This is a genomic window from Glycomyces mayteni, assembly GCF_042428885.1.
Taxonomy (GTDB): domain Bacteria; phylum Actinomycetota; class Actinomycetes; order Mycobacteriales; family Micromonosporaceae; genus Glycomyces; species Glycomyces mayteni.
Map to the genome: position 1 here is coordinate 1,287,491 of NZ_JBHMBP010000004.1, position 21,023 is coordinate 1,308,513.

At 70.6% G+C, this 21,023-nt stretch carries 22 protein-coding genes; 5 read left to right on the forward strand and 17 right to left on the reverse strand.

The window, feature by feature from the left end; genetic code table 11:
• Position 1 precedes the first annotated feature (1 nt).
• The 11 genes from ACFFXY_RS21265 to ACFFXY_RS21315 form a co-directional block, all read right to left on the reverse strand.
• Positions 2-964 carry an ABC transporter substrate-binding protein gene (locus ACFFXY_RS21265; RefSeq protein WP_382355231.1) on the reverse strand — a complete coding sequence of 321 codons (963 nt, stop codon included), beginning with the start codon at positions 962-964 and terminating at the stop codon, positions 2-4.
• 172 nt (positions 965-1,136) lie between these two features.
• A complete protein-coding gene (locus tag ACFFXY_RS21270; RefSeq protein ID WP_382355234.1) occupies positions 1,137-2,192 on the reverse strand; it encodes a glycerophosphodiester phosphodiesterase family protein in 1,056 nt (351 codons plus the stop codon).
• A gap of 673 nt (positions 2,193-2,865) precedes the next feature.
• Positions 2,866-4,650 carry an ABC transporter ATP-binding protein gene (locus ACFFXY_RS21275; protein WP_382355237.1) on the reverse strand — a complete coding sequence of 595 codons (1,785 nt, stop codon included), beginning with the start codon at positions 4,648-4,650 and terminating at the stop codon, positions 2,866-2,868.
• A 136-nt stretch (positions 4,651-4,786) separates the two neighbouring features.
• Complete coding sequence (locus ACFFXY_RS21280) at positions 4,787-6,661, reverse strand: CASTOR/POLLUX-related putative ion channel (RefSeq protein ID WP_382355239.1); 1,875 nt, start codon at positions 6,659-6,661, stop codon at positions 4,787-4,789.
• A 246-nt stretch (positions 6,662-6,907) separates the two neighbouring features.
• Positions 6,908-8,401 (reverse strand): methyltransferase, FxLD system, encoded by a 1,494-nt coding sequence (gene fxlM / locus ACFFXY_RS21285; RefSeq protein ID WP_382355242.1) that lies wholly within the window; start codon positions 8,399-8,401, stop codon positions 6,908-6,910.
• Between the two features lie 45 nt (positions 8,402-8,446).
• Complete coding sequence (locus ACFFXY_RS21290) at positions 8,447-9,382, reverse strand: hypothetical protein (protein WP_382355245.1); 936 nt, start codon at positions 9,380-9,382, stop codon at positions 8,447-8,449.
• A gap of 133 nt (positions 9,383-9,515) precedes the next feature.
• Complete coding sequence (locus ACFFXY_RS21295) at positions 9,516-10,325, reverse strand: class I SAM-dependent methyltransferase (RefSeq protein ID WP_382355248.1); 810 nt, start codon at positions 10,323-10,325, stop codon at positions 9,516-9,518.
• A gap of 208 nt (positions 10,326-10,533) precedes the next feature.
• Entirely contained in the window at positions 10,534-11,151 is a 618-nt protein-coding gene (locus tag ACFFXY_RS21300) for a LysE family translocator (RefSeq protein WP_382355251.1), read from the reverse strand.
• 142 nt (positions 11,152-11,293) lie between these two features.
• The gene (locus ACFFXY_RS21305; RefSeq protein ID WP_382355254.1) at positions 11,294-12,004 is read right to left on the reverse strand and encodes a YqeB family protein; all 711 of its coding nucleotides are present in this window, start codon (positions 12,002-12,004) and stop codon (positions 11,294-11,296) included.
• Between the two features lie 147 nt (positions 12,005-12,151).
• Positions 12,152-13,258, reverse strand: a complete 1,107-nt coding sequence (locus tag ACFFXY_RS21310) for a PrsW family intramembrane metalloprotease (RefSeq protein ID WP_382355257.1) — start codon at positions 13,256-13,258, stop codon at positions 12,152-12,154.
• Complete coding sequence (locus ACFFXY_RS21315; RefSeq protein WP_382355259.1) at positions 13,255-13,863, reverse strand: hypothetical protein; 609 nt, start codon at positions 13,861-13,863, stop codon at positions 13,255-13,257. The genes ACFFXY_RS21310 and ACFFXY_RS21315 overlap by 4 nt, the downstream gene beginning before the upstream one ends.
• A gap of 111 nt (positions 13,864-13,974) precedes the next feature.
• Here ACFFXY_RS21315 and ACFFXY_RS21320 point away from each other — a divergent pair, with 111 nt between their 5' ends.
• The 3 genes from ACFFXY_RS21320 to ACFFXY_RS21330 all read left to right on the forward strand — a co-directional run bounded on the left by ACFFXY_RS21320 (position 13,975) and on the right by ACFFXY_RS21330 (position 16,497).
• Positions 13,975-14,730, forward strand: coding sequence for a VOC family protein (locus ACFFXY_RS21320; RefSeq protein ID WP_382355262.1), 756 nt, complete (start codon positions 13,975-13,977; stop codon positions 14,728-14,730).
• 18 nt (positions 14,731-14,748) lie between these two features.
• Positions 14,749-15,483: a YqjF family protein gene (locus ACFFXY_RS21325; protein ID WP_382355265.1), complete on the forward strand. Its 735-nt coding sequence runs from the start codon at positions 14,749-14,751 to the stop codon at positions 15,481-15,483.
• A 99-nt stretch (positions 15,484-15,582) separates the two neighbouring features.
• Complete coding sequence (locus ACFFXY_RS21330) at positions 15,583-16,497, forward strand: glycoside hydrolase family 19 protein (protein ID WP_382355268.1); 915 nt, start codon at positions 15,583-15,585, stop codon at positions 16,495-16,497.
• 58 nt (positions 16,498-16,555) lie between these two features.
• Here ACFFXY_RS21330 and ACFFXY_RS21335 read toward each other — a convergent pair whose 3' ends face one another.
• From ACFFXY_RS21335 to ACFFXY_RS21345, 3 genes are all read right to left on the reverse strand, one after another.
• Entirely contained in the window at positions 16,556-17,092 is a 537-nt protein-coding gene (locus tag ACFFXY_RS21335) for a hypothetical protein (RefSeq protein WP_382355270.1), read from the reverse strand.
• 235 nt (positions 17,093-17,327) lie between these two features.
• A complete protein-coding gene (locus ACFFXY_RS21340; protein WP_382355273.1) occupies positions 17,328-17,654 on the reverse strand; it encodes a hypothetical protein in 327 nt (108 codons plus the stop codon).
• Positions 17,647-17,937, reverse strand: a complete 291-nt coding sequence (locus ACFFXY_RS21345; RefSeq protein WP_382355276.1) for a hypothetical protein — start codon at positions 17,935-17,937, stop codon at positions 17,647-17,649. The genes ACFFXY_RS21340 and ACFFXY_RS21345 overlap by 8 nt, the downstream gene beginning before the upstream one ends.
• A 269-nt stretch (positions 17,938-18,206) precedes the next feature.
• Here ACFFXY_RS21345 and ACFFXY_RS21350 point away from each other — a divergent pair, with 269 nt between their 5' ends.
• Positions 18,207-19,007, forward strand: coding sequence for a Scr1 family TA system antitoxin-like transcriptional regulator (locus tag ACFFXY_RS21350; protein ID WP_382355279.1), 801 nt, complete (start codon positions 18,207-18,209; stop codon positions 19,005-19,007).
• Complete coding sequence (locus tag ACFFXY_RS21355; protein WP_382355282.1) at positions 18,991-19,239, forward strand: DUF397 domain-containing protein; 249 nt, start codon at positions 18,991-18,993, stop codon at positions 19,237-19,239. Before ACFFXY_RS21350 ends, ACFFXY_RS21355 begins: the two co-directional genes overlap by 17 nt.
• 136 nt (positions 19,240-19,375) lie before the next feature.
• On the opposite strand, the gene ACFFXY_RS21360 is transcribed toward ACFFXY_RS21355, so the two are convergent.
• From ACFFXY_RS21360 to ACFFXY_RS21370, 3 genes are all read right to left on the reverse strand, one after another.
• On the reverse strand, positions 19,376-19,717 hold the full coding sequence (locus tag ACFFXY_RS21360) for a hypothetical protein (protein WP_382355285.1): 342 nt from the start codon (positions 19,715-19,717) through the stop codon (positions 19,376-19,378).
• Positions 19,710-20,489 carry a DddA-like double-stranded DNA deaminase toxin gene (locus tag ACFFXY_RS21365; RefSeq protein WP_382355288.1) on the reverse strand — a complete coding sequence of 260 codons (780 nt, stop codon included), beginning with the start codon at positions 20,487-20,489 and terminating at the stop codon, positions 19,710-19,712. The genes ACFFXY_RS21360 and ACFFXY_RS21365 overlap by 8 nt, the downstream gene beginning before the upstream one ends.
• Positions 20,490-20,582: 93 nt before the next feature.
• On the reverse strand, positions 20,583-21,014 hold the full coding sequence (locus ACFFXY_RS21370; protein WP_382355291.1) for a DUF6069 family protein: 432 nt from the start codon (positions 21,012-21,014) through the stop codon (positions 20,583-20,585).
• Positions 21,015-21,023: the final 9 nt, after the last annotated feature.

The window sequence follows — 21,023 nt, forward strand, 5'->3', positions numbered from 1 at the left end:
CTCATGGCAGGAGCGCGTCCACGTCGGGGGGATTCTCGAAGATGCCGTCGGCTTCGCCGAGTTCGGCGAGGCGCTCCACCGATGCGCGGTTGACCTCTGCGGGGAACGCCGGCAGGGTCAGGGCTGCGCGGATGTCGGGGCTGATATCGGTGTAGGTCCCCAGGATATCGCGCACGGCCTCGGGGTTGTCGGTCGCATACTGCAGCGATTCGGCGATGGCCTCGGAGAACCGCCGCACCAGGTCCGGGTCTTCTTGGGACAGTTGGGAGGTGGTGAAGTACGCGGCGACGGTGAGGTCCGGCGCGGCGTCCACGTAGTTCCACGCCACGGGACGGCCGCCCTCGGCCTCGATCATGGACTTGAAGGGCTCCACGGCCCACGCCGCGTCCACGTTCCCGGCGCTGAGCTGCGCGGGCATGTCGGGGAAGGCGACCTCGGTGAACCCGATGCCGGACGGGTCGCCGTCGTCGAGGCGCACCGACTCGCGGATCGTCGTGTCCCCGATGTTGTTGAGCGTGTTGACCGCGACGGTGGCGGCGGCGAGGTCGGCGGGGGTCTGGATCGGGCTGTCGGCGGGGACCATGACGGCCCCGAAGTCCTCCCCGGCGACCCCGGTGGAGGCCACGCCGTTCGCGACGATCTCGACCGGCAGGCCCGCGGACTGCGCGAGCAGCAGCGAGGTGATGTTCGAGAACCCGAAGTCGAACTCCTGCGCGGCCACGCCGGGCACGATCGCGGCCCCGCCCTGCGCCTCGGTCAGCTCCACTTCGATGTCGCGGGACGCGAAGAACCCCTGCTCGATCCCGAGGTAGATGGGCGCGACGTCGACGATCGGGATCACGCCCACCGACACGGCGTCCGTCCCCCCGTCCCCGGCCTCCCCGCCCCCGCCGCACGCGGCGGTGGTCGCGGCGAGGGCGATTGCTATGGCGGACATGGAGGCGTGGGCGAGCTGGCGTCTCATGAGCGTGCCTTCCGGGAGGAGTGAGGTGACGGCACCGAGTGTTCGCCATGCGAATACTCGTTCATATATCGAAACTAGTAGATAGCCCTCCCCCGGTCAAGCCCGCGGACGCGAGGAGGGGCCGCCCCGGCGGCAGGGCGGCCCCTCTTTCTCGGTGTTGCGATTCCCGGGTCTAGGCCCGGCAGGCCTCGCGCGCCTCGACGGCGAGGTCCGGGTAGTCGGAGAACACGGCGTCCACGCCGAGGTCGTAGAACAGCTCGAACTCGGCGAGGTAGTCCCCGCGCGCGGCCGGGTCGTCGCTCGACCGGAAGTCCGCGGGCAGGAACGTGTTCTCGGCGCGGAACGTCCACACGTGCACGTCCAGCCCGCGCCGGTGCGCCCGCTCCACGATGTCCGTCGGCTCCTGGAGGTAGCCGTCGGCGTCGCGCGGGAAGATGCGGTTCTTGTTGAGGCTGATGGTGTCGAGCGTCCGCGCGTACTCGTTGAGCGCGGCGTTCGGGATCGCGCCCTGCCCGTCGATGTTCAGCCCGATCCGGTTGTCCACGAGCTTGTCGATGTTGAGCAGGCTCTGGTACTCGAACGACTGGATCCACACCGGCGAGCGCCGCTTGTCGAGCCCGCGCTCGTCCAGGAGGTCGGCGAGCGACTCCTCGATGCTCATCCCCTTGTCCGCGTAGTAGGACGGGTGCTTCATCTCCGGGTAGGTGACGACCGGCTCGTCCAGGGTCGCGACCCAGTCGAGGATCTCGTCGTACGTGACGAGCTGGAACTCGCCGTCGTGCGCGGCGCTCTGCGGCCGGAGGTCGGGGAGGCGCTCCTCGGCCCGGAGGGTCTTGATCTCCGCGAGGGTGAAGTCGTCGGCGAAGAAGCCGGTGACGGGGCTGCCGTCGACCAGCTTCGTGGTCTCGCGGTCGGCGAACTCGGGGTGGTCCTCGACGTCGGTGGTCTCGTCCAGCACCGGCTCGTGGCGGGCGATCAGCTCGCCGTCCTTGGTGAGCACCAGGTCCGGCTCGACCACGTCGGCGCCGAGCTCGACGGCCAGCTGATAGGCCTCCAGCGTGTGCTCGGGCAGGTACCCGCTCGCGCCGCGGTGGGCGATGACCACCGGGCCCGGGTCGTGGTGGGGGCGGTGCGGCTTGGCGGCGGCCGGGGCGGCGATCGTGCCGATCAGCGCGGCCGCGGCGGCGAGTGCGGCCGCGCCGCGAAGGAGGGCGCCCTTGCGGGACATGTGCGTCCACCTTTCTCTGACGGGACGTCGGCCCGTCGGGGGTCTGGGTCACCCTCAGCCAACCGCGCGCGGCCGTACTCGCGCGGGACCGCGGTTGAACACGGCCTGAATCCTGGTTGAAATCGGGCGATTCACCCTAGCCCGCGGGGCCGTCCACAGGGGCCGCATCGCCGGAGGCGCTGCGGAGGCCCGCCGCTCCGGCGGTGGCGGCCACCCCGGCATGCACCACCGCGACCATCGGTCCGGTCACCGGAGCGGCGGGCCCCGGGCCGAGCACACGGTCCGCCGCACCGTTCCGGTGATCCGGGAACCGGTTTCTGTCATCGGATAAAAATAACGACCCGATGACAGCGTGGACCGCTCTGTTCAGCCTGCCAAAGCGATAGAAATCGCTTTCTACAACATCTTGATACAACCGCGCCCGAACGTCAAGCATCGAAGCCCGCGAATATCGGATTCCCCGCTCCCGCCCGCACGGCGCAGTCGGGTCCCCAGGGCACTGTCGGACCCCTCGGGCACCATCGAAGCTGGGGGGACCTCGCGACGCCCGATTTGCGAAGACCCTCCGAGACCCGCCCGAATCCCCCGCTCAACCCGCCTGCACGGCACTGTCGGCGGACAGCACGGGGCGGGCCGCGGCCCGCCCCGTGCTGTCGCCCCCGTGCTCCGTTCGCTAAGCGGCCGTGAGCAACTGCGAGGCCGCCAGGTCGCGGTACAGCTCGTCGGACGCCACCAGCTCGGCGTGCGTGCCGACCGCGCGCACGAGCCCGGCGTCGAACACGACGATCTGGTCGGCGCTGGTCACCGTCGAGAGCCGGTGCGCCACGACGATGACGTTCGTGTGCTCGGCCGCGTCGAGCATGACCTGCTTGAGCGACGCCTCGTTCGCGGCGTCGAGCTGCGAGGTCGCCTCGTCCAGGAGCAGCAGCCGCGGCTTGCGCAGCAGCGCCCGCGCGATGGCGACGCGCTGGCGCTCGCCGCCCGAGAGCGTGGTGCCGCGGTAGCCGATCCGCGAGTCGAGGCCCTCGGGGAGCTTCTCGACCAGCTCGGTGAGGCGCGCGGTCTTGACGACGTCCTCGATCTCGGAGTCCGTGGCGTCCTGCGCGGCCATCACGAGGTTCTCGCGCAGCGACCCGTCGAGGACCGGCGCGTCCTGCTCGACGTAGCCGATGAGCCCCCGCAGGTCCTCCAGCGGCCACTCGCGCACGTCGACGCCGTCGACCGTGACCCGCCCGCTCGTCGCCGGGTAGAACCGCTCGATCAGCGAGAACACGGTGGTCTTGCCCGCGCCCGAGGGCCCCACGAGCGCGGTGAGGCCGCGCCCGCCCGACGCGAACGTCACGCCGTGGTGCACGTACGGCAGGTCCTCGGCGTACCGGAACGTCACGTCCTCGAACCCGACCTGCGCCGGGCCCTCGGCCACCGCGACATGCGACTCGCGCTGCGCCGCTTCGGGACGCTCGGCCTCGGAGTCGAGGTTCGCGACCTCCTCGACGCGGTGGATCGCGGCCAGGCCCGTCTGGAGCTGCGAGAGCGACGCGACGAGGCCGCTGATCGGGCCCATCAGGTAGAACAGCAGCAGCAGGAAGCCGATGAGGGTGCCGACCTCCATGGCCCCGGAGGCGACGCGCGCGCCGCCGACGCCGAGGACCAGCAGGAACGCGATGTTCACGGGCATGAACGCGGCGACGCCCGCGAGCGCCTCCCAGAACGAGGCCTTGACGCCCTTGTCGCGGGCGGTGGTGGCCGCCGCCTCCAGGCGGGCGGTCTCGTGGTCCTCGGCGCCGGAGGCCTTGACGGTGCGGAACGCGCTGAAGATCCGCTCCAGCAGGGACCCCATGTCGCCCAGGGCCTTCTGCGAGTCGACGGTGGCGTTCTGGATGCGCGGCATGATGAACAGCATCATGACCGTGACCATCGCGACCATGGCCATGGTGGTGCCGAACAGGACCGGGTCGAGCCAGGCCATGAGGCCGATGCCGCCGAGGATCATGAACGCGTCGGTGACGCCGCCGATGACGGTGGTGCTGGCGACGGTGCGCAGCAGGTTCGTGTCGGAGGTCAGCCGGGACACCAGGTCGCCGGGCTTGAGCCGGTCGACCTCGGCGACCTGGAGGCGCACGAGCCGCCCGATGAGCTGCTTGCGCACGGTCAGGACGACGTCCTGACCGGCGATCTGCATGAGGTAGGGGCCGAGGGCGCTCAGGGCGCCGCCGACGATCACGACCGCCCCGAGGTACAGGAGCGGGCGCGTGAGGGACTCGCCGTTGGAGAGGGTGTCGATCACGTCCATCGCGATGAGCGGCTGGACGAGGCCGACGAGCCCGCCCGCGAACGAGAGCGCGCCGCCGATGAGCAGCAGGCGCAGGTGCTGGCGGGCGTACGCCCACAATCGGGTGATCGGGGCCCTGGCCGGGGCCTCGGGTCCGGCGTCGGTGGCCGGGGTGGTGTCGGTCATCCTGGTTCCTTCGATAGGCGCAGCGTCGTCGCTGCTCCCGCCGGGTGTTGCGGGACCCTGTCGAAGCTACCCGGGGCGACCGACACCGGCCTCCGCTCACGGGAGTAATTCGTGCTCCACCGGAGGTCGTAAGACCTCAGTCTTCGGCGAGCACGATGATCTTGTCGGTGGGCTGGACCATGAACTGGAGCGACTTGTCCGGGTTCAGGTGGACGCCGTAGCTGGGGGCCTGCTGCGCCTCGGCCACGACCCGGTACCCGATCGCGGTCTCGCCGCGGCGGCGCGCCGACTCGGCGACGGTGTAGAAGTTGACCGGCACCCCGGGCCGCACGTAGTGGTCGGCGGGCTTGAGGTAGATCTCCGAGCCCTCGGGGCTGAACAGGTTCCCGAACACGTGCGACAGGTGCGGGTTCTCGGCGGTCTGCGTGAGCAGGAGGCTGATGAGCTTGTCGCTGACGATGAAGTCGTCGGCCTGTGTGACCTGCGCGAGCGTGCGGTTGCGGTCGTCGGCCATCTCGGAGACGACCTTGAAGCGGGTGTTCGCGCGCTGCGACATGTCGCGCAGGTGGAGCAGGGTCACGAGCGTCCGGGAGTCGGCGAGCTGCGGCGCCACGTCGTCGGAGCACAGGGCGATGATGTGGTCGTACGAGCCGGGGTTGAGCGATTCGAGCAGGACCCGGTCGGTCGTGTCGTCCTGCTTGAAGTTGAGGCCCTGGACGCGCATCGTGGGGCCGATCTTGCGGATCGCCTCGGCCGCGTCGGGGTGGTCGGTGACGACGTCGGTGACCGAGCCGGGCGCGACGTACTGGTCGAGCTGCTCCAGGACCATGCGGGTCTTGGCGTTCCAGCCGAGGATGAGGGTCCGCTCGGGCCGGTGCGCCGGCTCGGCGCGGGCGACGATCGCGGACTCGTCGATGACGGGCCGCGAGCCGTCGAGGCGGATCGCGGAGTCGTCGGAGGCGATGAGGATGAGCTTGTCGCCGGGCTGGAGCTGCGCGTTCGAGGGCGGGTTGACGATGCACCGGCCCTCCTTGGTGAGGACGCCGAGGAACGAGGACGTCCGGTAGGAGTGCAGGGCCTGGCTCAGGGGGCGGCCGAACAGGTTCGGCTCCTCGACCATGTAGATCTCGTCGCCGCCGAAGTCGAGCAGGTCGGTGTAGACGACCGAGAGGCCGGACTGGCGGCAGGTCTGGACCATGAGGCGGGCCATGAGGTCGTTCGCGTCCACCACGTGCGCGCCGCGCCCGCCCGCGAGGCGGGCCGCGGGCAGGTTCCGGCTCTCGGCGACCGCGCCCACGACGTGGCACTTCAGCGCGCCCTGGCCGCCCTGGGTGACGGCGAGGAGGCTGCGCACGAGCTGCGCGTCGGGGTCGTCCTCGCCGGAGGTGAGGAGGATGACGCTCTTGGCCTGGCCGGGGTTGACGATCCCGATGTCGTCGGGGTCGGCGGGGTCGCCGGTGCGGCACACCACGTGCGTGGTCTTGAGGTCGCCGATCTTGGAGCGGATCTCGTCCTCCATCTCGACCTTGTCGCGGTCGGCGAGGATCGCGATGACCGCGCGCTTCTCGCTCTCGTTGGCCTCCACCAGTTCCGAGATGATGATGAAGACCTGATCGGACCATCCGAGAATGACGGTGTGATCTTTCTCAACGACGAACGAGCGCCCTTTGCGGAGGTCTTCGAGCTTCGCGTCGAGACCGGTGGTGAGGACACCGACGAGCGACGACAGGATGATCAGGCCGCCGATGGTCGTGATGAACATGACGACCATGAACGGATAGCCGACATCGGAGTCGCCGGTAATGGTCCCGGCGTCGAGGATGTGCGCGAAGGAGGTCCACAGTGACCCGCTGAGGCCGTCGCCGCCGCCGACCATCAGCAGGAAGAGGGCACCGATCGCAGTGAGCACCAGAGTGATGACGGTGAGCCATCCGATGAGCGCTTTCGTGCCCTTCGACATGGTGTTGTCGAACCAATAGCGTGCCCGCTGCTTGAATGTCGGATCGGACATCGGGGGCGTCCTTTCTCATTTCACGTGTTGTCGTCCGACCGACTCGGGGCGGAGGCGAGTGGGGCCGGGAGGGTTTCGGAGCGTCGACCATTCATAGCGCATTGCGTCCACTGCGACCGGTCGAAGCGAATTCGCTACTCGGGGTCACCCGCGGCCTTTCGGGGGCCGCGAGGGGGCGGGCGGCGGCCGTCGGGTGCTGAACCCCTCCACCCTAGAACGGGCGTCGGGGAGGAGTCGGGCGGGCCGCTACCCGAGGGCGCCGGACACGGGCGCGACGCGGATCGCCAAGCGGGTGTGGCGCTTCGGGACCGTGAAGCGCACCCCCGCGGCGTCCTCGGGCGGCCCGCCGTCCCGGTACGCGGCGATCTGGAGGCTCACGCCGTCGCGGCACTCGCGGTCCCACAGGTTCGCCTGCGCGGCCACCCGCGCCGCCAGCGCGGCGCCGTCGGGGCCGTGCCCGCGGACCCCGATCTCGTTGCCGCCGGGGACTTTCCGGCACACGACGTACGCGAAGTCGGAGCCCTCGACGACCGCGGGGTTGGCCCAGCGCATGAGGAGCCGCTGGAGGCCGTGGTCGCCGAAGGGGGCGCTCATGCGGCCGTAGCCGGGGAACGCGCACGCGAGCCACAGGGAGAGCTGGTTGGCGTCCTCGTTCACTTTGAGCCGCACGGAGGTCCACACGGTGGAGCCGCGTCCGTCGAGCGCGTTCTCGGCGCCGGCGGCCTCCACCTCCTCGTCCACGTGAAAGGTGAGGATGCGCCCGGAGGCGAGTTCGACGGTGTGGCCTTCGTGGCTGCCGAGACCGCGCATGGGCATGAAGCCGCAGCTGACGATGGAGCGGCTGCGCATGACGCCGCCGCGGTAGTCGAAGGCGACGGAGTGCTCGCACCCGCGGATGCTCAGCGGGGCGACGAGCCGCCCGCCGTCGGCGAGCTGGTCCCACCAGGCGGGCGGGAGGTCCCAGGTGCCGACGGTGGCGATGACGCGGTCGTAGGGGGCGCCGCCGGGCCAGCCGAGTTCGCCGTCGCCTTGGACCGCTTGCACGCGTTCGCATCCGACGTCGTCGAGGGCGCTGCGGGCGCGGGCGACGGCGTCGGCGTCGATGTCCACGGTGGTGACGCCGCCTTCGGGGCCGACGAGCGCGTCGAGGAGCGCGGCGTTGTAGCCGGTGCCGGCGCCGATCTCCAGGACGCGGTGGCCGGGGCGCACGTCGAGCTGTTCGAGCATCTCGGCGACGATGGAGGGCTGGGAGGCGGAGCTGACGGCGTCGCCGTCGCTGTTGCGCTTGGTCACGTAGACGTCGTCGGCGTAGGCGGTCCGCAGGGGCGCCTCGGGGATGAAGCGGTGGCGGGGGACGGCGAGCATCGCGGTCTCCACCGATTCGCTCCGGAGCACTCCGCTGGTCCGCAGGCCGCCGACGAGGCGGGTTCGCAGTTTATGCGCTTCGTTACCGGAGGTATCGATGTGATCACCCACCGGCCAAGCGTACGTCCGATGTGCCACGACCGCCTCCCCCACTTCCGCCCCCGAGACCCCCGCCACCCCGCCCCGGCCCCGGCCTTGGCCCCCCCGCCGCCCGCCGCCCGCCGCGGACTGTCGCACCCCGCTGGCACCGTTGAAGCCGGGGGCGCCTCCGCACCGACACGCCCGACCGCAGGGTACGGAACCCCAGCGCTCGCGGCGAGACTGTCGTACCGGCCGGGCACCGTTGAAGCCGGGGGCGGCCGCGATCCGACACACCCGACCTCGGGGACCGGACCGGCCCCGGCCTTGGCCGCCCGCCGCCTAGTCGGTGCGGCCGCAGCGGTCGTCGAGCATCGCCCACAGGTCCTCGCGCTGGGCGTCGGGGACGGTGATGGGCGTGGGGATCGGGTCGGCGTCATCGAGAAGGACCCAGACGGTGAAGCCGAAGGGCTGCTTGGCGTCGCCGACCGCGTGGCCCTCGCAGCGGAAGGCGTCGAAGACGAGCGGGACCGTGACGGTCTCGCCCGGGTCGCCCTGGAGCGGGGCGTCGGCCAGCGGCGCGGACTCGACCGTGAAGATGACGCTCCCGCGGACTTCGGTCGCGCCGACGGCGGCCCCGTTCAGCGGCCGCAGTGTCAACCCCCCTTCGAGTGTGCCGTCCGCCGCCGCGGTCAGCTCGCCGAGTTCGATCGCGGTGGCGGCGGCGATCGCCTGGGCGGCGCAGGCTTCCCTGAGCAGCCGGTCAAGCGTGCCGTTGGGGTACGACAATTCGGCGGCGACCTCGTGGGCCGCGCCGTCCTCGGTCTCGACGTGCAGGACCGCGGTCGACGGCGCGGCGGTGGAGTCGACGCCGTCGGGGCAGACGGCCTCGCCGTACGCGGTGAGCAGGTCGCGGGTCCGGTCCTCCCCGGGGACCTCGGCGTCGAACTCCTGGACGCCCAAGGGCGCGAAAGAGTCCGAGACGAGTTCGACGCCGGTGACACGGACGGGCGCGTCCCCGTGGTTGGTCACCGCGACGGTGACGCTCCCCGGCGCCATGAAGGAGCGGCGGATCTCGGCCGTCGCGGTCAGGTCCGGCGGCGCGGAGGGCCCGGCGGCCTCGACACCGGTCTCCGGGTCCTCCACGCCGTCGCCCGCGGCATCGCCCTCGGCGCCGGTCCCGGGCCCGGCGTCGCGGCCCGCGACGCTCCCGCCGAGCGCGGCCCCGCACGCGGCCAGCAGGAACAGGCCGATGACACCGATCCGGACCCATCGCATGGCGCCTCCCTGCGGCACTCGCGTCCCTCGAATCCGTCCAGTCTGGCACCGCCGCCCCCGCAGGGGAAGCCCCCGCGGCCGCGGCAGCGCTTGCGCGCCAACCGGACCGCGGCCGCGAAGCGGGGCGCTGTGGCTACTCGGGGACGGCGGCCACGGTCAGCAGGTGGTTGCTCGCGCCGATCAGCGACGGCTCCCGCTCGATGACGCGCAGGCCCTCCATGAGGTGCGCGCGGGCGTCCTCGTCGTCGATGAGCGCCTCCAGCTCGGGGAGGTACCCCGGGAAGCCCTGCACCGCGTACTGCTGCGCCGCCAGGCCCGCGTCCGCGAACTCCGAGGCGGTCTCGGACGGGTGGGAGAGGTGCGCGGTCGTGAACATCTCCTGGTCGTGGAAGCGCAGCTGCCCGTCGCGCAGGACCTGGAGGCTGTCCTCGGCGGTGATGTGCCGGTCGATGCCGTGGGCCATGAACAGGAGCCAGTCGTTCCAGGCCGCCGCCCGGTTGATCGTCACGGCCGCGACGATCCCGCCGGGACGCGCGCACCGCCGCGCCTCCGCGACCGCGCGCACCCGCTGCTCCCGCTCGGTCAGGTGGTACAGCGGCCCCATGAGCAGCACCGCGTCGAAAGCCGCGTCCCCGCAAGGGAGGTCGCGCGCGTCGCCGACGACCGCGTCGACCCCCGGGATCTGCGCGGCGACCTCGACCTGGCTGGGGACCGGGTCCACGAGGGTCACCTTGTGGCCGTCCGCGGCGAGCCAGGACGCGTGGACGCCCGTGGCGCCGCCGACGTCGAGCACGTCCAGGCCATCGCCGGGCAGCACCCGGCGCAGCAGGTCCTGCATGCGCGCGAACTCCAGGCGGCCGCGCGCGTTGCGGCTCAACCGCTCGCGCTCGCCGCCGCGCTCGTAGTACGACGCGATCTCGGCTTCGAGTTCCCATTCATTCATGGGCACGATTGTCTGACGGCGCGTCCGCGGCCCGCCACCGGGTTTCGCGCACAGGAACGGCGGCCGGACTGCCGGGTCCGCGCGCTCCCGCAAGCGCGCAGGCCCGGTCGGCTGGCCGCCGCTGTGCTATCTCACCGCATCGCCCCGCGCCGCCCGCGCGCGGCTCCCCCGGGAGTCGGTCAAGCCATGGCGCGCAACGGAAGCGGTGTCAGTTCGCGGCCACGCGGATGCCGAGGGCGACCATGACGGCCCCGGTCGCACCGTTGAGCCAGGCGCGCACCCGCGGCCGCTCCAGGACCTTGCGCATGAGCCCGATCAGGTTGGCGAGCAGCAGGTAGAACCCGCCGCTGACCGCCGTCCCGACGGCCGCGAGCTCCACGATGACGGTCCAGTCGCCGCCCGTCCCGAGGAACTGCGGCATGAGCGCGGTGAACAGCACGACCGCCTTGGGGTTGAGCAGGTTGCACAGCAGGCCCGACCGGAACGCGGCCCAGCTGCTCATCCCCCGGTCGAGCGCGATCGCCGCGGCGGGCCGGCGCCGCTCCCGGACCGCGGTGACGATCGCGCGAACCCCGAGGTAGACGAGGTACACGGCGCCCGCGAGCTTGACGGCGGTGAACGCGATCGCGGAGGCCGCGAGCAGCGCGGCGAGCCCGACCGAGGTCGCGACGACCCACACGGCGATGCCGAGCCCGATGCCCAGCGCCGTCCACATGCCGCTCCCGCGGCCGGACATGACGGTGTTGCGCACGACCATCGCGAAGTCGGGGCCGGGGACGACGGCGGCGAGGAGGATCGCCAGCCCGAAGATCAGCAGCACGGTCATGCGGGGCTTCCTTTCCGGTGGACGCCTCCGATGGTGCCACCGGCGGGGCCGGGCCGCATCAGGCGATCGACCGGGTCGGGGTACCGGGTCGCGAGGTCGCGGCGACCGGGACGCCCCGAACGCGCGCCCCTAGCGCCGGCCGTCAGGCCGGGTCGGAGAGCCGCCAGTACTGCTTCTTGTCGCGGTCGCGCACGACCACGTCGATCCCGGCGAGCTCCTCGCGCAGCTCCCGCAGGTCGCCGTCGTTGGACTTCTCCAGGGCGCGCTCGCGGGCCTTGAGCAGGGCGTCGGCCCCGCGCGGGAGGCCGTCGGCGCCGGGGACCCAGCGTTTGAGCTCGCCGCCGTACGGGTCGCCGCCGGGCTGCCACGTGTAGCCGTGGCGCCGCAGCGCCGCGGCGAGCTCGTCGCGGTCGAGGTCGAAGTCGACCTGCGCGAGCTCCTGGCGGCGGTGGCCGAGGACCACGAGCCGCTTGCCGTCGAGGAACACGGAGGCGACGTCGCCGCGCGCCACCTCCTGCTCGTCGTCGCCGCGCTTGAACCGCAGCGCGTCGCGCCCGACGGTCACCTTGAGCAGCTCGCTGACCACCCACAGCGCGAGCACGAGCCCGGCGACGAGCCCGAGCGCGGTCCCGCCGATGAGCTGCACGGCCCGCGGCAGGTCGGTCACCAGCTCGAACAGGCCTTGGAACGGGAACCACGACAGCCCGGTGATCCACTCCGCGATGAGGACCAGGCCCCACCCGAGCGCCGCCCCCACGATCGGGAGCGCGATGAGGGCCGCCGGGGCGACCCAGGGTGCCTCGGCGACGACGGTGCTTCCGTCGCCGTCGGTCCTGGTGTGCTCGGTGGGCATGGGGCCGCCGCCTTTCCGTTGAATGCGAACGGCACCAGCATATAACATCCCTTCCCACCTGCATAAACTCAATCCTTAAGGACTAGTTCGCAAGGAGGAGAACGGATGCGGGCGGCGATACTTTAGTCGCGCCGGGCCCGACTTCGGTCAGCTCCGCGCCGCCGCGACGGCTTCCCGCCGGGGCCGCGCCGCCTCGAACGGCAGGTGCTCGGGCACCCGCTCCTCCAAGAGCGCCAGCTGCGCGCGCTGCAACCGCCGCTGCGCCTCCCGTTCCGGGCCGTGAGCGAACGCGCGCAGGAACCGGCGGCGCGATCGCCGCCGCGACAGGCCCCCGGCCTCGTCCTCCGAGAGCGTCCCGGCCGCGACCTCCTCCGCGGAGACCGCCGCCCACCGCGCCCGGAACCCGCGCCGCACCGTGAAGAACACGACCAGCAGCACCGCGAAGTTGAACAGCGGCTTCCCGACCGCCCCCGCGACCCCTTCGAACCACGGGCTGTCGAACAGGAAGTGCATCCCCATCGCGACCGCCAGGCACGCCGCCGCGACCCACACGCGCCGCGCCGCCGACCGCCCCGTCGCGCCCACCAGGTACCCGATGCCCGCGCCCGCGACGGCGCTCATCGTCCAGTGCGACCCGATCCCGGTCAGCCCGACCCGCACCACGACCGTCTGGAGCGTCGCCGCGAACGGCTCCACGCCGCCCGCCATCACCACCCCGTTGAAGCCGTACAGGAAGTTCTCCACCACCTGGAACCCGAAGCCGACGAGCGCCCCGTAGACGAGCCCGTCCGCCGCGCCGCGCACCAGCCGCGTCGAGACCGCCGCGAGCAGCACCACCCCGGCGATCTTCGCGACCTCCTCGTTCAGGGGCGCCGTCAGCGCCGCCGACCAGCTCCCGGCCGTCTCCAGGTCGAACGTGCGCGACCAGATCGAGAACGTCCGCGTGTTCATCAGCAGCGCGAGTCCGCACGCGGCGAACCCGCCCCACATGAGCGCCAGCCAGGTCCCCGACCACGGCGGCGCCTGCACCGGCCGCATCGTCCGCCGCGCCAGCCACACGCCCACGACCAGGCACACCCCGAGCACCGCGACGTTCAGCGCCGCCGACTCCGGGAACGCCAGCGCCATCGGCAGCAGGTTCTTCTGGAGCGTCCACAGTCCGAACGCGGAGGCGGCGATCATCGCCCACAGGGCGAGGGACTTGACGTCGACGGCGGGCCGGACGGCGGTCTCGGGCCTGGCGATGGCGGTCATGCGCGCTGCTCCTCGTCGTCGAAGGCCACGGAGTCGATGATCGACATCGCGGAGTCCCACACCTCGGCCCGCGCGTGGAGGGGGCCGAGGACCTTGGCCTCGACCGCTTGGGTGCCGTCGGCGGCCGGGAGGACGAACGCGGTGCCGATGCGGGTGTCGATCTGGAGGGTGCCGTAGAGGCCGCCCTCGATCCACTTGGTGTCGAATTCGGAGGGCTCGCCGAGGGCGACGTCGGCGCCGGAGTGCCGTTCGATGTCGAGCACGCGGTCCATGCCCTCCCACATCTCGGTGACGTCGGGTTTCGCAGCGTTGAAGGCGATGAAGCCGAGCTGCACGGAGACGTCGCCTTGGGTGAACGCGAGGCCGGAGTCGGCGCTGCTGGCGTCCTTGTCGAGGGTCCAGCCCTCGCCGACCTGGGCGGAGACGTCGCGGTCGCTGCCGAACTCGATGACGGTCCCGGCGGGGAGCTCCTCGCCCGCGGGGAGCGCTTTGGGGATGAGTCCTTCGACGGCGGTGAGCGCGAGGAGCACGCCGACGACGGCGAGGGGCACCCAGATGCGGCGTGCGCCGTGGACCGCGTTCCCGGCCCTGTTGAAATCGTCCACCAGCTCAACATAACGGCTGGACTGTGAGCGAGCTGGGGAAACGGTGAGCAGTCGGGTGTGCGACGGCGCGGGAACGCGAATTTCGATCATCATCCGTACTACGCTCGGTGGATGGCGATTCGATGGACGACCGCGTTCTGGGACTTCCCCGCCGAGGGCTTCGAGGCCGGTGTCGCGTTCTGGCTCAAGGCGACCGGTTCGACGCTGTCGCCGCGCCGCGGCCCCGGCGGGTCGTTCGCGACGCTGGTGCCGCCGGGCGCGGACCCGTGCCTGCGGGTGCAGCGGGTGCGGGAGGGCAAGGGCGGCAACCACCTCGACCTGCACGTGGACGACGTGGAGGCGGAGGCCGAGCGCGCGCAGGTCCTGGGCGCGGCGCCGGTGTTCGCGGAGCCGGGCCTGGTGGTGCTGCGCTCCCCGGGCGGGTTCGCGTTCTGCCTGGTGGACCACCACGGCGAGGTGAAGGTGCCCGCGCCGGAGGCGTGGCCGAGCGGGCAGCGCAGCCGGGCGGACCAGTTGTGCCTGGACGTGCCGCCGCAGGCGTTCGACCACGAGCTGGTGTTCTGGCAGCGTCTGACGGGCTGGCCGCAGGTGCCGTCGAACTCGCCGGAGTTCCGGCGGCTCCTGTCCCCGCCGGACCTGCCGCTGCGGTTCCTGATCCAGCGCCTCGACGCGGCCGAGCGCGGGCAGTCGAGCGCCGCGCACATCGACCTGGCGTGCTCCGATGTGGACGCGGAAACGCTGCGGCACACGGGGCTCGGCGCGACGGCGGTGCGCCGCCACCACTGGTGGCAGGTCATGCGGGACCCGGCGGGCCTGGAGTACTGCATCACCTCGCGCGACCCGGACACGGGCGCGGTCCCGGCCTAGACCTGCGATCCTGGAGTCATGCTCCTCGAACCGGTGACCCCCGATCCGCCGCGGCCGGTCGGCCGGGCGCTGATGACGCAGTCGTGGCTGGACCTGGCGTTCCTGCACTGGGAGGCGGACCCGGAGGAGGTGGCGCTGCTGCTGCCGCCGGGGACGGTCCCGGACCTGTTCGAGGGGCGGGCCTATGTGGGCCTGGTGCCGTTCCGGATGCACCGGGTCGGGTGGTTCTCGCTGCCGGGCGTGCCGTACTTCGGGACGTTCCCGGAGACGAACGTGCGGCTGTACTCGGTGGACGGCACGGGCCGTCGCGGCGTCGTGTTCCGCACGCTCGACGCGTCCCGGCTCGTCCCGGTCCTGGCGGCGCGCACGGGGTTCCGGCTGCCTTACGTGTGGTCGAAGATGACCATCCGCACCGAAGGCGAGGTGACGGTCTACGAGAGCCGCCGCCGCTGGCCGGGGCCGGAGTACCCGACGAGCCGGATCGCGGTGCGCAGGGGCGCGCCGATCCGGGAGCCGTCCGATCTGGAGCATTTCCTCACGGCCCGGTGGGGGCTGCACACCGTGATCGCGGGGCGCCTGCGGTTCATCCCGAACGAGCATCCGCGGTGGCCGCTGCACCGGGCCGAGCTCGTGGAGTGCGACGAGGACCTGGTGGAGAACGCGGGCCTCACCGTGGGCGGCGGTCCGGTGAGCGTCCTGTGGACGCCGGGGGTGGCGGTCCGCTTCGGACGGCCGATGACCGTCAGTTCGTGAAAAATCCGGCAGGACACCGTTTCCAGGCTCTTGTGCGGTTCGACGGAGAAAGTTACATTTATCTATAAGGAAGGCTTCTTAATGATATGAGGTGATCCAATGCTCCGTCGACCCCGCCGGAAGCTGATCGCGCTGATCGGCGCGTTCGTGTTCTCCCTGGCCCTGGCCACCGGCATCTCGATGTCCGCCGCCAACGCGCAGACCGCCTGCGCCGCGGCATGGAACGCGGGCTCCGTCTACACGCAGGGCAATGTCGTCTCCTACAACGGCAACAACTGGACCGCCCAGTGGTGGACGCAGGGCGAGACGCCCGGCACCACCGGCGAGTGGGGCGTGTGGCGCAACCCGGTCGCCTGCGGCGGCGGCACCGACCCGGGCAACCCCGGCACCCCCGCCGGCCTCGACGTCACCGAGGCCCAGTTCAACCAGATGTTCCCCGGTCGGAACTCCTTCTACACCTACCAGGGCTTCGTCAACGCGACCGCGTCCTACCCGGCGTTCAGCAACACCGGAAGCGCCACGGTCCAGAAGCAGGAGGTGGCCGCGTTCCTCGCCAACGTCTCCCACGAGACCGGCGGCCTCGTCCACATCGTCGAGCAGAACACCGCGAACTACCCCCACTACTGCGACACCAGCCAGTCCTACGGCTGCCCCGCCGGCCAGGCCGCCTACTACGGCCGCGGCCCGATCCAGCTGAGCTGGAACTTCAACTACAACGCCGCGGGCAACGCCCTCGGCCTGCCGCTGCTGACGAACCCGTGGCTCGTCGAGCAGAACGCGACGGTCGCGTGGCAGACCGCCCTGTGGTACTGGAACACCCAGTCCGGCCCGGGCACCATGACCGGCCACACCGCCATGACCTCCGGCGCGGGCTTCGGCGAGTCCATCCGGTCCATCAACGGCTCCATCGAGTGCAACGGCGGCAACCCCGCCCAGGTCCAGAGCCGCGTCACCAAGTACCAGTCCTTCACCTCGATCCTCGGCGTCGCCGCGGGATCGAACCTCTACTGCTGATGAGGGGATGAGGACGCGGGCCGGCCGGGAACCCATCGCCCCAGCCGGCCCGCGCCGTCTACATCAGCTCGCCCGTGTACCGGTTGCGGCGCACCTCGATCACGCCGAAGCGGATGCTGTGCCCCGCCGCCCACTTCTCCCCCGGGATCTCGGCGGCCTGCTCCTTCACGGCCGCGTTCAGCCGCCGCTCCGGAATCCGCACCCCCGGGCCGCGGTCGATCCGCCGCACCCCGTTCGACGCGGCCAGGCCCAGCGTGCCCATGGCGGCGAACACGCAGATCATCGGCGGCCACGCGAACCCGCCGGTCGTGAACAGCACCACCGCCGCCGCGACGAACGCCGCCGCCAGCCCGAACAGCCCCAGCACGATCCCGTTGCGCCGCCGCTGGACCCGCACGTGCTCCTCGGGCGCGGACACGAGCACCGGCAGCCGCAGCCCGCACTCGGGGCAGGGCAGCTCGACCAGCTCTGCGCCGGTATCGGGCACATCGACCGAGGCCGCGAGGTCGATCCGGCTGCTGCGGATCATGTTGTCCTCGGCGTGGTACATCGTGCCGTGAAGATGGCCGACGACCACCGGCGTCGAGGTTGCCATTGCGGAGCTCCTTCATGGGGTCCGTTGCAGCGCAGAGGGGAGCACAGCAATCCGTCCCACTCTAGAACCGAACCCGCCGCCCGGTCCAGTACGGACGGAGCGGGGGGCCGGCCGGGGCTCCACCAAGCCCCGACCGGCCCGCGCAGGGCCGCGCGCATCCTGGGGAGATGCGGGCCCTTCAGGCTCCGCGGGCCGCCCGAGGTTCAATCGCCGGGCCGCGGAGTGTCTTTGATGGTCAAGCAGTGTCCGGCGCTTTGATCAGGCCCGCGCACTGCTGCATGATCCACGGGCACCACGGATCGCTGTTCCACGCCCTGCTCCAGGCCGGGGCGTCGTCGGGCTCGTCGGTGAACCGGCAGCACTCCCGCGCGCCCGCGCCGTCGTCCACGTCCAACAGGTAGTCGGTCACCTTCACCAGCCGACCCGGATGGTCGTGGCCCAGGTCGTAGAGCGTGAACACCGCCGGGCCCCTGCGGAAGTCGCCGAGGTAGCCGTCCACCCCGGGCTTGCCGTCGGAGCGGAGGTTGTACGGGCCCTCGTCCCGGACGGCCGCGCTACCCATCGCAGAACCGCGACTCATCAGCCGCCGCGAGCCGCGGCCGGTAAAAGGCCCGGAACGCCTGCTCCTCCACCCACACCTTCGCCTGCGGCTTCAACGTCCGCCAGAACCGGCCCCAGGTCGCCTTCAGGTCCCCCGAGTTCAGGCCCGAGACCACCAGCACCACATCGTCCCCTGCCGCTCCGGTGACCACCTGGAACGAGTCGGGCGCATCGACACTCGACGCGATGACCGTATAGGTGCGGTAGTCGTCCCGAAAGCCTCCTACCGCATTTCGGTCGCCCATAGAACGCCTCCAATTCAGACTGTCGGCTTCCCGACACATTCTCGCCCTTCAGTCGGGCGACCTTCGATGCATTGAATCTATGTGCTTCTCAAGGGAGACAGAAGACTCGACACCGAAGAAGTTCATGCAGGTAAGAGGCATACGAAAGCCTTGCCGGAAAGTTCTGCGCCGCAACCTTTCCGGTGCCCAATCCCCTATTGCGGGCCGCGAAAGCGTCTGTGTACTGTCTCGTTACGGTCCGTTCCCACCAACGAACTCAGGGAGGCGCCATGCCGCTCGCAAAAGTCGCGGATTGGTATCTCAAAGCCGACCTCAACGCACTGGTCTCGGAAACCCGACTCACCCTCGTGCAGATCGCCGCAGAACTCGGTGTCAGCACTAGGACGATCAACAACTGGCTCTCCGGCGAGACTCGCCCGAAGGCCGGCATGGTCGCTCGGTTCGCCCAAATCTGCGGTGCCAGCGAGAAGCGGATCAACTTCCTGGTCCATGTCGTCAACCAGCTCGACAAGGGAACAGTGGTCTCCGACCTGGACAAGCGCAATATCTTCATAGTCGAGCGGGCCGAGGCGACGGCAGGTGAGTTCTGGAAGTTCGAGCCCTTGTACGTCCATGGGCCGCTACAAGACCGGCGCTATCACACGGAGATGCTCCCGGGCCTCGGAAACTCGACGCCGAACTGGCAGCGGAAGCTCCGGCGCTTTCAGACGCTTCAGAATCGGCGCCCTGCCCCGATTGCGCGTTATCTCATGAGCTCCAATGTGCTTCGGAGGCTCAGAGGATGGGAGGGTGCTGGCGGGCTGTTCGACCACCTGCTTCAGGTCGATCGGTGGCCTAACACAGAAATCCGCATCCTCGACGAGCTGATCTACGGTGCCGAACACGCTTTCGACATCTACCTTCCTGGCGGATTCTTGAAGGCACCGCCCTCTCTCGTCTACGTCGAAACTCTCGATCAGAGCCGACACATCGAGGAGGAGGCAACCGTCAGCTTGTACACTGACCGGGTCAAGAGGATGTGGTCGGCAGGCCAACGAATTGGAGGGCGCCTCGATGACTGGATACGGTAGCTGGCGTAAGAGCACCCGCAGTGCCGGACAAGACGACAGCAACTGCGTCGAATGCCGCTCGACCTGGCGTAAGAGCACCCGCAGCGGCGCGCAGAACGACAGCAGCTGCGTCGAGGCCCGCCAACAGCACACCGGCGATTTCCAGGTCAGAGACTCCAAGCTCGGTCACGACTCCCCGATCTTCAACCTCACCACCCCCGACTTCAAGGCCCTCCTCACCTCCGCCGAGTAGTCGCCTAGACATCGCCCTCTGCGGGCCACCAGTCCCATTCGAGTACTCCGATATCCGAGCCCGGCGGGAACCGAACCGAGAACAAGCTCCGCTTGTCCCGCTGGTCGATGTCGGAGGGGTCGTCCCATCAATCGCCTCATCTCCCGTCGTCGGTGGCCTCGGAGGCATCCACGACTTCGACGCCTATGGACGTCCATAGCGCGGCGCTGTCTTCACCGTCATCCTCTCGGGGCACTTCATCCGGGTGCACGGACGGAAAGTATCCCGTCCACATCAACAACGGCTCGCCGTCGTATCCGGGCGGGTTCGCCTCCTCGACACTGACCGGCCGACCTTCAACATGATGGGGTGGGCGCAGGCCAAGACTCATCGCATACTCGCCGAGCTCAGCACTACCCAACACCTCGGCCTTCGCTTTGAGGTCGGCGAGCTGCTCGGGATCAGTGGTCACTACCCATCGTTCGAAGTCATCAGTCATCTTTCAGCGCCTCTCCGGTTCCGCGGTACGTTTTCACTCGTGCGCCGCCATGTTCATACTCCGTGTGGACACGGAGCGTGTAACCCCGCGGAAGGATCTTCGGCAGGTTGGCGTCACAGCCGTTGGGGTCGGGGTCTGCAAAAGGGCCGTAGTCTCCGCATGCTGGAAGATTCAGCCACAGCGACATCTCCTTCGTCTCCGTCGACCGCATGTAAGCTGCCGCTCCTCCTTCGATGTGCCACGAGGTCTTCATCTCTGGTCTACGCCATTCTGGCTTGAGATCGGGCGTGTTATAAACCTGTCCACTCTTCAGCGCTCGCAGCGGAGCATGAAGGACCTGCTTGCCCGAGCCGTCGTAGAGCAACCCTCGCGCCGAGGTCTTCCCGTCGGGTCGCCTGGGCCAACCGAACCGACGAACCGCCGCCGCCTTCGCTGGATCGCGCCTCCGCGAATCAAAACCGCTGCCGCTGGCGCGGCCGCCCGTCGCGGGTGGCCCTGATCCGCCGCCGCTTGCGATCGCGGCGATGTATTCGCCCATCCGATCCGAGCCCGCTTTGAGGGCGGCGAGGGCTTCGGCGAGGCGTTCGAGGACCGCGCTGAGCGCTCCGAGGCCTTCGTGGGCGTCGTGGTTGGCCGAGTCTGAAAGAGCCGCTCGCAGGGGAGCGAGCGCGCCCTCCACCTGCTCATCCACCGCGCGAACCTGGTCCGCCGCCTCATCAGCGGAGGCCACTGCCGTGCGGAGGGCCGCGGCGACGTCGCCGATTGAAGCCATGTCGTGCCTCACCGTAGGGGACCGACAGCGTATGAGACCCCTTGGCGGCGCGCAAGGGCCGACCCGGGAGGCGGGTCGGCCCTTGCGGGGGGCTCAGTTCTCGCGGGGGCGTCTGGGGCGGGCGAAGATCGGGACGAGGATTGCGGCGACCACGACGTGCATGAGGATGAGGACGGCGGTGGTGCCCGGGGTGGCCTCGGTGTAGAAGGGCGGGACCATTTCGAGGGCGAAGATGACACCGGCGCCGATGAGCCAGAGGAGGACGGCCTTGCGGGGGGCGAAGCGGTCGAGGAGGGCGCGGGCGATCCAGCCGAGGCCGCCCGCGAGGAGGGTCATGAAGGCCCCGGCGAAGAAGCCGACCTCGATCGGGTCCTGGCCGGGGTTGGCGGCCCGCATCTCGACGCCGAGCGCGGCGGCGATCACGGCGGTGAGGCCGGCCGCGACGGCGGCGGCCACGAGGGCGATGAGGCGGGCCCGCCAGACCGGGGCGGTCTTCGCGGGCACTGCGGTGTCGGTGTCGGACATGGGGTCTCC

Bases quoted from the DNA above. Each gene is read 5' to 3' on its own strand.
- ACFFXY_RS21340 (WP_382355273.1), bottom strand. From the start codon at position 17,654: ATGGGTAGCGCGGCCGTCCGGGACGAGGGCCCGTACAACCTCCGCTCC.
- ACFFXY_RS21355 (WP_382355282.1), top strand. From the start codon at position 18,991: ATGACTGGATACGGTAGCTGGCGTAAGAGCACCCGCAGTGCCGGACAA.
- ACFFXY_RS21295 (WP_382355248.1), bottom strand. From the start codon at position 10,325: ATGAATGAATGGGAACTCGAAGCCGAGATCGCGTCGTACTACGAGCGC.
- ACFFXY_RS21290 (WP_382355245.1), bottom strand. From the start codon at position 9,382: ATGCGATGGGTCCGGATCGGTGTCATCGGCCTGTTCCTGCTGGCCGCG.
- ACFFXY_RS21330 (WP_382355268.1), top strand. From the start codon at position 15,583: ATGCTCCGTCGACCCCGCCGGAAGCTGATCGCGCTGATCGGCGCGTTC.
- ACFFXY_RS21360 (WP_382355285.1), bottom strand. From the start codon at position 19,717: ATGACTGATGACTTCGAACGATGGGTAGTGACCACTGATCCCGAGCAG.
- ACFFXY_RS21275 (WP_382355237.1), bottom strand. From the start codon at position 4,650: ATGACCGACACCACCCCGGCCACCGACGCCGGACCCGAGGCCCCGGCC.
- ACFFXY_RS21350 (WP_382355279.1), top strand. From the start codon at position 18,207: ATGCCGCTCGCAAAAGTCGCGGATTGGTATCTCAAAGCCGACCTCAAC.
- ACFFXY_RS21370 (WP_382355291.1), bottom strand. From the start codon at position 21,014: ATGTCCGACACCGACACCGCAGTGCCCGCGAAGACCGCCCCGGTCTGG.
- ACFFXY_RS21300 (WP_382355251.1), bottom strand. From the start codon at position 11,151: ATGACCGTGCTGCTGATCTTCGGGCTGGCGATCCTCCTCGCCGCCGTC.
- ACFFXY_RS21265 (WP_382355231.1), bottom strand. From the start codon at position 964: ATGAGACGCCAGCTCGCCCACGCCTCCATGTCCGCCATAGCAATCGCC.
- ACFFXY_RS21335 (WP_382355270.1), bottom strand. From the start codon at position 17,092: ATGGCAACCTCGACGCCGGTGGTCGTCGGCCATCTTCACGGCACGATG.
- ACFFXY_RS21325 (WP_382355265.1), top strand. From the start codon at position 14,749: ATGCTCCTCGAACCGGTGACCCCCGATCCGCCGCGGCCGGTCGGCCGG.
- ACFFXY_RS21310 (WP_382355257.1), bottom strand. From the start codon at position 13,258: ATGACCGCCATCGCCAGGCCCGAGACCGCCGTCCGGCCCGCCGTCGAC.
- ACFFXY_RS21280 (WP_382355239.1), bottom strand. From the start codon at position 6,661: ATGTCCGATCCGACATTCAAGCAGCGGGCACGCTATTGGTTCGACAAC.
- ACFFXY_RS21365 (WP_382355288.1), bottom strand. From the start codon at position 20,489: ATGGCTTCAATCGGCGACGTCGCCGCGGCCCTCCGCACGGCAGTGGCC.
- ACFFXY_RS21270 (WP_382355234.1), bottom strand. From the start codon at position 2,192: ATGTCCCGCAAGGGCGCCCTCCTTCGCGGCGCGGCCGCACTCGCCGCC.
- ACFFXY_RS21345 (WP_382355276.1), bottom strand. From the start codon at position 17,937: ATGGGCGACCGAAATGCGGTAGGAGGCTTTCGGGACGACTACCGCACC.
- ACFFXY_RS21320 (WP_382355262.1), top strand. From the start codon at position 13,975: ATGGCGATTCGATGGACGACCGCGTTCTGGGACTTCCCCGCCGAGGGC.
- ACFFXY_RS21305 (WP_382355254.1), bottom strand. From the start codon at position 12,004: ATGCCCACCGAGCACACCAGGACCGACGGCGACGGAAGCACCGTCGTC.